General features: G+C 67.1%; 7 protein-coding genes and 1 pseudogene. 5 read left to right on the top strand and 3 right to left on the bottom strand.

Features of this window, described 5'->3' with window-relative positions:
- The 5 genes from JYA52_RS00750 to JYA52_RS00730 all read left to right on the top strand — a co-directional run.
- Nucleotides 1-790: BCCT family transporter (locus JYA52_RS00750; protein WP_205651247.1), on the top strand; the 790-nt coding region annotated here is incomplete at its 5' end.
- 8 nt (nucleotides 791-798) lie between these two features.
- Complete coding sequence (gene purU, locus JYA52_RS00745; protein ID WP_307869269.1) at nucleotides 799-1,794, top strand: formyltetrahydrofolate deformylase; 996 nt, start codon at nucleotides 799-801, stop codon at nucleotides 1,792-1,794.
- A 21-nt stretch (nucleotides 1,795-1,815) separates the two neighbouring features.
- A complete protein-coding gene (locus JYA52_RS00740; RefSeq protein ID WP_205651245.1) occupies nucleotides 1,816-4,323 on the top strand; it encodes a GcvT family protein in 2,508 nt (835 codons plus the stop codon).
- 152 nt (nucleotides 4,324-4,475) lie between these two features.
- The gene (locus JYA52_RS00735; RefSeq protein WP_205651244.1) at nucleotides 4,476-5,990 is read left to right on the top strand and encodes an HNH endonuclease signature motif containing protein; all 1,515 of its coding nucleotides are present in this window, start codon (nucleotides 4,476-4,478) and stop codon (nucleotides 5,988-5,990) included.
- A gap of 135 nt (nucleotides 5,991-6,125) precedes the next feature.
- Nucleotides 6,126-7,859, top strand: a complete 1,734-nt coding sequence (locus JYA52_RS00730) for an alkaline phosphatase D family protein (RefSeq protein WP_205651243.1) — start codon at nucleotides 6,126-6,128, stop codon at nucleotides 7,857-7,859.
- Here JYA52_RS00730 and JYA52_RS00725 read toward each other — a convergent pair.
- The 3 genes and pseudogenes from JYA52_RS00725 to JYA52_RS22240 all read right to left on the bottom strand — a co-directional run.
- Nucleotides 7,856-8,680 (bottom strand): PhzF family phenazine biosynthesis protein, encoded by an 825-nt coding sequence (locus tag JYA52_RS00725; RefSeq protein WP_205651242.1) that lies wholly within the window; start codon nucleotides 8,678-8,680, stop codon nucleotides 7,856-7,858. The two genes, JYA52_RS00730 and JYA52_RS00725, sit on opposite strands and share 4 nt — an antisense overlap.
- A gap of 138 nt (nucleotides 8,681-8,818) precedes the next feature.
- Entirely contained in the window at nucleotides 8,819-11,164 is a 2,346-nt protein-coding gene (locus JYA52_RS00720; protein WP_205651241.1) for an FdhF/YdeP family oxidoreductase, read from the bottom strand.
- 108 nt (nucleotides 11,165-11,272) lie between these two features.
- Nucleotides 11,273-11,423, bottom strand: a pseudogene (locus JYA52_RS22240) (MBL fold metallo-hydrolase); the annotation flags it as partial.

The raw sequence follows: 11,423 nt of genomic DNA, 5'->3' as shown, positions 1-11,423 counted from the left end.
GATGTCCGGCTGGACCATCTTCTACTGGGCCTGGTGGATCTCCTGGACGCCGTTCGTCGGACTGTTCATCGCCCGCATCAGCCGCGGCCGCACCATCCGGCAGTTCGTCACCGGCGTACTGCTGGTGCCCAGCGTCGTCAGCGTGATCTGGTTCGGCATCTTCGGCGGAACCGCCTTCGGCATCCAGCAGGAGGCCGACAAAACGGCGAATCCGGCAGACGGCCTCGCCAAAATGGTCGACGGCGTGCCCACCATTTCGTTCGACGGCGCCCTCTTCGACCTGGTCAAGAACCTGCACATGCCTGCCTGGGCCATCACCGCAGTGATCATCCTGGCGATGGTGCTCGTGGCGATCTTCTTCATCACCGGAGCCGACTCGGCCTCCATCGTCATGGCCTCGCTGAGCTCCAACGGGTCCAACGAGCCCCGGCGCGGACTGGTGATCTTCTGGGGCCTGCTGACCGGTGGAGTCGCCGCCGTCATGCTCCTGGCCGGTGGCGATGAACCCTCAGAAGCGTTGTCCGGCCTGCAACGGATCACCATCGTTGCCGCCCTGCCGTTCGTGCTGGTCATGTTGCTGCTCTGTGTCGCCCTGGCACGGGATCTTCGCCGCGATCCGCTGGCCCTGCGGGCCAGGCTTGCCACCACCGTCGTCGAACGGGCCATCCGGACCGGCGTCGATCAGCACGGCGGCGTCCAGTTCGACCTTGTGACCAAGCATGAATGCGGCGAACGCTGCGCCGTCGACGCCCCCTGTCCCGGCGGTTCCAGCGCCGACACCCGCAACTAGGAGAAATTGTGACCACAACGCTTGAAGGCCGTCCCGCGGGTGCTGCAACAGCACTCACAGCCGAGGCCACCGGGGCGCGCTCCCTGGCCAAGACCCGCACGGCGGAGTTCGTCCTCACCCTCGCCTGCCCGGAACGGCCCGGCATCGTCCGGGCAGTCACCACGTTCCTGGCCGACCGCGGCTTCGACATCGTCGAGCACCAGCAGTTCGATGACCATGTCAGCGGGAAGCTGTACCTGCGCACCGCTTTCATCGGCAGCGGAACAGAATCCCGTGATCGGGCCCATCGGGATTTCGAGGGTGACGGTCCCGACCAGCGGGGTGAGCAGACCGCGGAAGGCCTCACGGCCGAGTTCGCGCCCATCGCCGCCGAGTTCGGCATGGATTTCGCCATCCACGACGGCCGGCCCCCGCGCCTGCTGGTCATGGTCTCCAAGTTCGGCCACTGCCTCAACGACCTGATCTTCCGCTGGCGGGCCGGCAGCCTCGGTGCGGAGATCGCCGTCGTGGTTTCCAACCACGAGGACCTGCGGGCCATGGCGGAGAACGCCGGACTGCCCTTCATCCACGTTCCCGTGACGCCCGGAACCAAGCCCGAGGCCGAGGCACGGCTGCTGGACCTCGTCGCCGAGTACGACGCGGACCTGGTGGTCCTGGCCCGCTACATGCAGGTGCTCTCCAACGGCCTCTGCAATGAGCTGCGCGGACGGGCCATCAACATCCACCACTCCTTCCTGCCCGGCTTCAAGGGCGCAAAGCCGTACCACCAGGCGTACGACCGCGGCGTGAAGCTGATCGGGGCCACGGCGCACTACGTGACCGCGGACCTCGATGAGGGGCCGATCATCGAACAAGAGGTCTTCCGGGTGGACCACAGCCTCGATCCGGACGCGTTGGTGACTGTGGGCCGGGACGCCGAATCGCAGGCCCTGTCCCGGGCGGTCAAGTGGCATTGCCAGCACCGTGTCCTGCTCAACAACACCCGCACCGTCGTATTCCGCTAACGCGAACCAGGAGAAACATTTATGAGCGCATCACCACGCGTCGTGATCATCGGCGCCGGCATAGTCGGCACCAACCTTGCGGATGAACTCGCCAGCCGGGGATGGAACAACATCACGGTGGTCGAACAGGGGCCGCTGGAACTGGCCGGCGGCTCCACCTCGCACGCCCCCGGCCTCGTCTTCCAGACCAACCCGTCCAAGACCATGACGGAATTCGCCACGTACACGGTGAACAAGCTGCTCTCCCTCAGTGCCGACGGTGTGTCCTGCTTCAACCAGGTGGGCGGGCTGGAGCTGGCCACCACCGAGGCACGGCTGCAGGACCTCAAGCGCAAGCTCGGCTACGCCACGTCGTGGGGAGTCGAGGGCCGGATTATCGACGCCGACGAATGCGAGAAGCACTGGCCGCTGCTGAACAAGGGACAGTTCAAGGATGGGCGCCAGGTCCTTGGCGGCCTCCTTGTTCCCTCCGACGGGCTCGCCTCCGCAGCCCGGGCGGTCCAGCTGCTGATCAGCCGCGCCCGCGAAGCGGGCGTGACATTCCTGGGCTCCACTGCCGTCACCGGCATCGAACAGGCCGGCGGCAAGGTCACCGGCGTCGAAACCTCCACCGGCGTGATCCCCGCGGACATTGTGGTTTCCTGCGCCGGGTTCTGGGGCCGCGAGGTGGGCAAGCTGGTGGGCATGAAGGTGCCGCTGCTGCCGCTCGCCCACCAGTACGTGAAGACCACCGCCCTGGCCGAACAGCAGGGCCTGAACGAGCTGCCCAACGGGGCGCGCCTGCCCATCCTGCGCTACCAGGACAAGGACCTCTACTACCGCGAGCACGGGGACAGGATCGGGATCGGCAGCTACGCCCACCGCCCCCTGCCCGTCGACATGAACGCGTTGCCGGCCGTCGGCGCCGACGAGATGTCCGACCACCGCATGCCGTCCCGCCTCGACTTCACGCTCGAAGACTTCGCCCAGTCATGGGAGGACAGCCAGGACCTGCTGCCGTCCCTGCACCGGGCTCAGATCGAGGACGGTTTCAACGGCATCTTCTCCTTCACCCCTGACGGCGGCCCGCTCATGGGCGAGTCGCCCGACGTCGCGGGCTTCTTCGTGGCGGAGGCCGTCTGGGTCACGCACTCGGCCGGCGTCGCGAAGGCCATGGCCGAACTGCTGGTCGAGGGCCAGTCCCGCACCGACCTGCACGGCTGCGAACTGGAACGGTTCGAAAAGGTCCAGACCAGCGACGAATACGTCAGCGAAACGTCCCAGCAGAACTTCGTCGAAATCTACGACATCCTGCACCCGCTGCAGCCCAAGGAATCCCCGCGGGACCTGCGGGTCAGCCCCTTCAACGTCCGGCAGAAGGAGCTCGGCGCGTTCTTCCTGGAGTCCGCCGGCTGGGAGCGTCCGCACTGGTTCGAGGCCAACCGCGGCCTCCTGGACGAACTGCCGGCCGAGTGGCAGGCCCCGGAGCGTGAACCCTGGGCCGCGATGTACTCCTCCCCCATTTCTGCCGCCGAAGCGTGGAAGACACGCACCGCCGTCGGGCTTTACGACATGACGCCGCTGAAGCGGCTGGCGGTCACCGGCCCCGGCGCCCTGCCGCTGCTGCAGCGCCTCAGCACGGGCAACATCGCCAAGAAGCCCGGCGCGGTAACGTACTGCCTCCTGCTGGCGGACGACGGCGGCATCCGCAGTGACGTGACCGTCGCCCGCCTTGGGGACGAGGATTTCCAGCTGGGCGTGAACAGCAATGTGGACTTCGACTACCTCCGCGTCGAGGCCAGGAGGCAGTCGGCCGCGGACCCCGCGCAGTGGGTGCACGTCTCCGACATCACCGGCAGCACGTGCTGCATCGGGCTGTGGGGGCCGCTGGCCCGTGAAGTGATCGGCAAGGTGAGCGCGGATGACCTCAGCAACGACGGCCTGAAGTACTTCCGCACCAAGGAAATCTCCGTGGGCGGCATCCCCGTCACGGCCATGCGGCTCTCCTACGTCGGCGAGCTCGGCTGGGAGCTCTACACCACCGCGGAATACGGGCTGAAGCTCTGGGACCTGCTGTTCGAGGCCGGGCGCGAGCACGGCATCATCGCGGCCGGGCGCGGCGCGTTCAACAGCATGCGGCTGGAGAAGGGCTACCGGCTGTGGGGCACGGACATGACCTCCGAGCACCACCCGTACCAGTCCGGTCTCGGCTTCTCGGTCGCCAAGGACAAGGTGGGCTTCGTCGGGGCCGAGGCCCTGGCAGCCCGCAAGGAGGAGGCCCCCAGCCGGGTCCTGCGGTGCCTGACCGTGGACGACGGCACCTCCATCGTGCTGGGCAAGGAACCCGTGTACGTGAACGGCGAGGCGGCCGGGTACGTCACCAGCGCCGCCTATGGCTACTCCGTGCGGAAGCCGATTGCCTACGCCTGGCTGCCGGCCGCCGTTTCCGAAGGTGACTCCGTAGAGGTGGAGTACTTCGGCCGGCGGGTCGCGGCAACCGTCTCTGCCGAGCCGCTCTTCGACCCCGGCATGGAGCGCCTCCGCGGCTGACACTCTGCTCAACCACAACGGCCCGCCGGCTTGGGATTCCCACGCCGGCGGGCTTTTGCGCGCGAACGTACACTTCGGGCCCATTCGAAGGGAGCCTCCGTGGCCTCTGCGGCTCCGCCGAAAATGTCAGCCCCTCCCGTGATGATGGGTACATGGGGAGAGCAGCGGTGGCGAAGGCATACGCGGACATCAATGCTGCCGTTGCTGTGCTCAGTGCTGAACTCGACGGGAACGGCTCGGAGGACGCAGCTGATGCCGATCCGCTGCAGGGCATGGCGGATGTTTGCCTGGATATCCTGGCCGGGGCGGCCGGGGCGGAGCCGCGGTATGCCGCGTTGAAGGCCCGGGCTGTTGCGAAGTTCGCGGACACGGCGGCTTCGGTCGCCCCTCCTGACGCGGCGACGATGCCGCAGGAGGCGTCGGTGGCTGCGGAGATCGCGTGTGTCCTGGCCATTGGGCCGCGTGCGGCGGTTGCGTTGCTGGCCGAGTCCCAGGAGCTCGCCACCAGGCTGCCGCTGACCCTGTCCGCGCTGCAGGCCGGCACGATGTCCTGGCAGCACGCCCGGGTGATGGTGGACGAGACGGCGAGCCTCGATCCTGCTGGGGCCGCCGCACTGGAAGCGCATTTCCTGGATCCTGACGCGCCGAACCCGGCCCGTGGCTGCCCTGCCGGGGACATGCCCGCTTCCCGGTTCCGCCACAAAGCCCGCATCTGGCGAGAACGCCACCACACTGTGAGCATCGAGAAGCGCCACGCCAAATCCGTCCTGGACCGGCGGGTGGACTACACACCGGACAAGGACGGCATGGCGTGGATCTCGGCCTGCCTTCCTGCCGACCAGGCGTCGGCGATCTGGAACCGCATCACCGCGGTCGCCCGTGGGTTGCAGGGACCGGATGAGTTCCGGACCCTCACTCAGGTCCGGACCGACGTTTATGCCGCGGCGCTCCTCGGCGGCGGCAACGCCCGCCCTATTGGCGACGATGGGGAAACGGGGAATCCCGGGCAAGTCCGCACGCCCCGGGCGGAGGTCCTGGTGACGGTCCCGGTGTTTTCGCTGCTCGGCGCCACCGATGAACCGGCGATGCTCGATGGCTACGGGCCGATTCCGGCGTCGATGGCCAGGGATCTGGTCGCCAACGGCGCGGACTCCTTCTACCGTGTCCTGGTGGACCCGCGGGACGGTGCCCCGCTGGAGATCGGCCGGAAGAGCTACCGGCCCACGCAGGCGATGCGACGTTGGCTGCGGATGCGGGACGGCCGGTGTTCCTTCCCAGGATGTTCAAACCAGTCCCTGGACAACGAAGCGGACCACGTCCTGGCCTGGCAGCAGGGCGGGACCACCGGCGTGTCGAATTTGGGCCAGCCCTGTCCCCGGCACCACCGGCTCAGGCACACCAGCGCCTGGAGACCCACACCTGCCACGAAGAACGAACCACCGGGCTGGATATCGCCCAGCGGGCGCCACTACACAAGCGAACACCAGGACTGGGAACCACCACGCTGGCCCAAAGACCTGGAACCGGAGGTGACATCCAAGCTGACAGCAGACGAGCACGGGCCACCCCCAGCTTCGCGTGACTCGTTCGGCGGACACCCGGATTTCCCCCGAATCGGGCTTTCCGTGGGGGAAGACGGATTGTCACGGTTCCTCCACGCCGCCTGAAAGGTGCCCGAAAGCAGCGTGCGCCCGGTTCCACTAGGCAGCACGTGCACGAACGACGAGGCGGGCCGTCGGTGTTTCCTCGGCTCCTTGGCTGCCCCCATGGTTGCCGCGGGCTGGAACGGGTACAACTGAGTCATGACGACTTCCCTGGTGCTCGGCCCCATGATGCGGTATGTGGATGAGACTTCGGCCAGCATCTGGGTGGAGACCCGGAGCGATTCCCGCGTCACCGTCCGGGCCGGCCACGGCACCTGGGAGGCCCGTACCTTCGCCGTGCATGGCCACCATTACGCACTCGTGGAGGCGGACGGAATTGAGCCAGGATCAGTGCTGCCCTACACCCTGGAAATCGACGGCGCACAGGTCTGGCCCGATCCGGCCTCCGGGTTTCCGCCGCCGGTGATCGCGACGCTGAAACCCGGCAAGCCGCTGCGCATGGCCTACGGCTCCTGCCGCACCAGTGTCCCGCACGACGAGTCCGGCAACAGGACGCACGGAGTCGACTCGCTCCGCGCCTACGCACTGGCGATGGCCTCCGGCCACGGCACCGCCAACGGTACAGAACTGCCGGACATGGTGGCCTTCCTCGGCGACCAAGTGTACGCCGACTCCACCAGCGAACAGATGCAGCAGTTCATCCGCGCCCGCCGCGACATCGACGAACCGCCTGGCGAGGAGCTGAAGGACTACGAGGAATACGCCCACCTCTACAATCTCGCCTGGTCCGACCCGGCGAACAGGTGGCTGCTGTCCACCCTGCCGAGCGCGATGATCTTCGACGACCACGACATCCGCGACGACTGGAACGCCTCGCTGACCTGGAAGAAGGGCATGGAAGCCACCTCATGGTGGCACGGGCGGATTGTCGCGGGGCTGTCCTCCTACTGGGTCTACCAGCACCTGGGCAACCTCTCGCCGCAGGAGCGGGCCACGGATACCATCTGGCAGCTGATCGCCGGACGCGGCGACGAGGCCGAACTCGACCTCAGCGCGGAGCTGGACCGTTTCGCAGATCGCGCAGACCAGGACCCGGTCTCCTACCGGTGGAGCTTTTGCCGCGATTTCGGAGACACCAGGCTGATAGTGGTTGACTCCCGGGCAGCCCGGAACCTGGCACCGGACGACCGCGCCCTGCTTGACCACGAGGAGATGGCCTGGCTTGACGGCCGGATGCGCGGCGGATTCCGCCACCTGCTGGTGGCAACGTCGCTGCCCTTCCTGCTGCCGATGGGCCTGCACCACGTCGAGTCGTGGAATGAGGCTATTTCCGAAGGCGCATGGGGGAAGCGCCCGGCCCGGGCCGGCGAGAAGCTGCGCCAGGCGGTGGATCTCGAACACTGGGCTGCCTTCCAAAAGAGCTTTCGGCAGGTGGCTGACATGGCGGCCGAGGTCGCCGATGGCAAGCGCGGCCCGTCACCGGAGACCGTCACGTTCCTGTCCGGGGACGTGCACTTCTCCTACGTCGCGGAGGTGGAACGCTCCTCGGGCAGCCGCATCTTGCAGGCAGTCTGTTCCCCGATCCGCAACCCCCTTCCCCGGCTGATGAGATACTTCGGAGCCATCTCGGCCTATGGCCTGGCTTCTCCGGTCGGTGCCCTGGTAGCCCGCTCGGCGCGTGTGCCGGACCCGCCGTTCCGCTGGAAACGCGTCAAGGGACCATGGTTCAACAACAACCTGGCCAGCCTCGAAGTTGCTCCGGAAGGGCTGAGGCTGTGGTGGCAGACCGGCGTCGTGGACGACGTCGACGAACTGCACCCGCGGCTCGAGACTGTGGCATCCCTCACCGTGGCTTCCCGAAGGGAAAACACTGGCAGACTCAGTGGGCGGGGTTTCGACAGGCTCAACCACCGCCGCGCGGCACGAAGCTAGGCCGCCAGCCAAACACTGCCTTCGAGGTACCGGACGCACGTGCCGGAGAGCAGGGTGCGCTCCCCTTCCACACGGCAGAGCACAGTCCCACCGCGTGCCGAGAGTTGGCGGGCAGCCAGGACCGCAGTGCCCAACCTGCCGGCCCAGAGCGGTGCCAGCTGGGAGTGCGCCGAGCCGGTTACCGGGTCCTCATCGACGCCCGCCCGGGCACCGAAGAACCGAGAGACGAAGTCGTGACCGGTTCCATCCCCTGCAGCGGTGACGACGACGCCGCGAACCGGCAGCTTCGCAAGTGCCCCAAAGTCCGGAGTCAGGGTGCGTACCGTCTCGGCATCCTTGACGACATGGATGAGGTCGGTTGCCAGGAAAGCCTCGAGTGCCGGAACCCCGAGGGCTTCCGTCACGGAAGGGTCCACGGCCACCGGTTCAGGGATCTCCGAAGGGAAGTCCAGGATGAAGCCATCGCCGTCGCGCTCTACAAAAAGCCAGCCGCTGCGGCTCCAGAACTGCAGCCGCTTGGCGTCCGGGTGGACGTCTGTGAAGAGGTACGACGCCGTGGCCAAGGTCGCGTGCCCGCAGAGGTCCACCTCAATGGCCGGTGTGAACCAGCGGAGGTGGTATGCGGGCTGCGCGGAGTCGAAGGGCGTGGCCTCGTCCGGGATCGCGGCAACGATGAAGGCCGTCTCGGAGAGGTTGTTCTCCTCTGCGAGCTGCTGGAGGACGCCGTCGTCCAGCCAGCCCTCCAGGGGCATCACGGCTGCGGGATTTCCTTCGAAGGGCTTGGAGGCGAAGGCGTCAATCTGGATCAGGGGTATACGCATGCCCTTCACAGTAGCGGGAAACTGGACTGCAAATTTAGAGCCAGTTTAAAAAAGTGGCCTTCTGACGGCGGTGCAAAACAGCGACGGCGGCACGCCGGACTGACCGGTGTGCCGCCGTCGGGGTTTCCCCAGGAAGCGTCAGGTGTGCGTGCCCGCCATTGCCGTTTCTTCGCGTTCCGCGAGGGGGCTGTGCGGCTCGAACCGCACGAACATGGCTTTGAAGCCGGGGGTGTTGGATTCGCGGGCGACGTTGTCCTTGTGGACCAGGGCGTTGGCTTCGGGGAAGTAGGCCGCGGCGCAGCCCTTTGCCGTGGGGTAGGCCACCAGCCGGAACTTGTCCGCCTGCCGGTCCTGGCCCCTGAACGTGCTCACGACGTCCACGAGGTCCCTGTCCTGGAAGCCGAGCTCGGCGAGGTCCTCGGGGTGCACCAGGATGACCCGGCGGCCGCCGGAGATCCCGCGGTAGCGGTCGTCGAGGCCGTAGAACGTGGTGTTGTACTGGTCGTGGCTGCGGATGGTCTGCAGCACCAGGTGGCCGTCCGGCGGCGTCAGGTATTCCAGCGGGCTGACCGTGAACCGTCCGCGGCCAATGTCCGTGTTGAAGGACCGGGTGTCGCGCGGCGGGTTGGGCAGCACGAAGCCGTTCTTCGTCCGGACCCTGGCGTTGAAATCCTCGAATCCGGGAAGGACCCGGGTGATGTGGTCCCGGATCACGTCGTAGTCCTCCGCCATGGCCTTCCAGTCCACGGAGTGGCCGGGGCCGAAGGTCGCCTCGGCCATGCGGGCCACGATCACCGGTTCGGCCAGCAGGTGCTCGGACACCGGGGTCAGCCTGCCCTGCGTGGAGTGGACCACCGACATGGAGTCTTCCACGGACAGGAACTGGGCACCCTTGGGGTGCTTGTCGTCCTTATCGGTGCGCCCCAGCGTGGGGAGGATGAGCGAGGTGCGGCCGTGCACCACGTGGGACCGGTTGGGCTTGGTGGAGATGTGCACGGTCAGCCCGATCCGCTGCATCCCGGCTTCCAGCGTCTCGGTGTCGGAACAGGCCAGCGAGAAATTCCCGCCCATGGACACGAACACGTCCACCTCGTCGCGCTCAAACGCTTCCATCGACTCGACGGCATCGAAGCCGTGATGCCGCGGGGACTCGATCCCGAACTCCTTGTCGAGCGCCTCCAAGAGCCATTCCTTGGGCTTCTCCCAAATGCCCATGGTCCTGTCGCCCTGGACGTTGGAATGGCCACGGACCGGGCAGGCGCCGGCACCGGGCTTGCCGAAGTTGCCCTGCAGCAGCAGGACGTTGACCATTTCCTTGATGGTGTCCACCGAATGCGGCTGCTGCGTCACACCCAGGGCCCAGCAGAAGATGGTGGCCTTGGACCGGATGAGCATCCCCGCCACGTCTTCGATCTGCTGCCGGGACAGGCCCGTGGCCTTCTCGGTCTCGGCCCAGTCCAGGTCCCGGCGCGCCTCGCGGTAGGCGTCGAAACCGTCAGTCTGCGCCTCAACGAAGGAACGGTCGACGACGGTGCCCGGGTTCCGCTCTTCCTCCGCCAGCAGCAGGTGGCCCAGGGCCTGGAACAGTGCCAGGTCCCCGCCCACCTTAATCTGCAGGTATTCGTCGGCCAGCGGCGTGCCGCCGCCGACCACGCCGGAGACGGTCTGCGGGTCCCTGAAGTTGAAGAGACCGGCTTCGGGCAGCGGGTTCACTGCCACCACCTTGCCGCCCTTGTCCTTGCACTCCTTCAGCGCGGAGAGCATGCGGGGGTGGTTGGTGCCCGGGTTCTGGCCCACGACGAAGATCAGCTCGGCGTCGTGGATGTCATCCAGCGACACGGTGCCCTTGCCGATGCCGATGGTCGGGTTCAGCGCCGAGCCGGAGGACTCGTGGCACATGTTCGAGCAGTCCGGCAGATTGTTGGTACCGAGGGCACGGGCGAACAGCTGATACATGAACGCCGTTTCGTTCGCCGTGCGGCCGGAGGTGTAGAAAACGCAGCGGTCCGGCGTGCTGGCCCTGATGTGCTCGCCGATGAGCCCGAAGGCGTCCGCCCAGGAGATCGGCGAATAGTGGGTGTCCCCTTCCCGGATCACCACCGGCTCGCTGAGCCTGCCCTGGTTGCCCAGCCAGTACTCCGTCTTCTCCGACAGTTCCGCGATGGAGTGCCGGGCCCAGAACTCCGCACCCACGGTGCGGAGGGTGTTCTCCTCCGCCACCGCCTTGGCGCCGTTTTCGCAGAACTCGGCCGCTTTGCGTTTCTTGTCCGATTCCGGCCAGGCGCAGCCAGGGCAGTCGAAGCCGCCGCGCTGGTTCAGGCGCAGCAGCGACTGCGCCGTCCGGGTGACGCCGGCCTGCGCCACAGCGCGCTCCAGTGCCACCATCACGGCCTTGACGCCGGCAGCTTCCGCTTTCGGCTTGCCGACGGCGAGGTCGTCCTCATTGATGTCCGCAACGGGGGCGGGCTGTTTGCCGAACTTCATTGTTCCAACTTCCTTACCGGCTCACGCCGTGCTTGTTCAAACGCCGGGCAAGGCGCGCCGGGCTCTCCCGGCGCGCCTTCCGGGATCCTGCTCGATCGGAAACCTGTCCTACTGCGAAACCTTGGCGAGTGTTTCGCGTTCGGCGGCGATGGTGGTGTTGTCGCCGTGTCCGGTGCGGACGATGGTGTCGGGCGGGAGGGTCAGGAGGCGTTCGCGGATGGAGGTCAGGATGGTGGGGTAGTCGCTGTAGGAGCGGCCG

Origin of the sequence: Arthrobacter pascens (genome assembly GCF_017052465.1) — a bacterium.
Classification (GTDB): domain Bacteria; phylum Actinomycetota; class Actinomycetes; order Actinomycetales; family Micrococcaceae; genus Arthrobacter; species Arthrobacter pascens.
The sequence above is the reverse complement of the archived record's forward strand: the minus strand, read 5'-3'. Positions and strand labels throughout refer to the sequence as shown.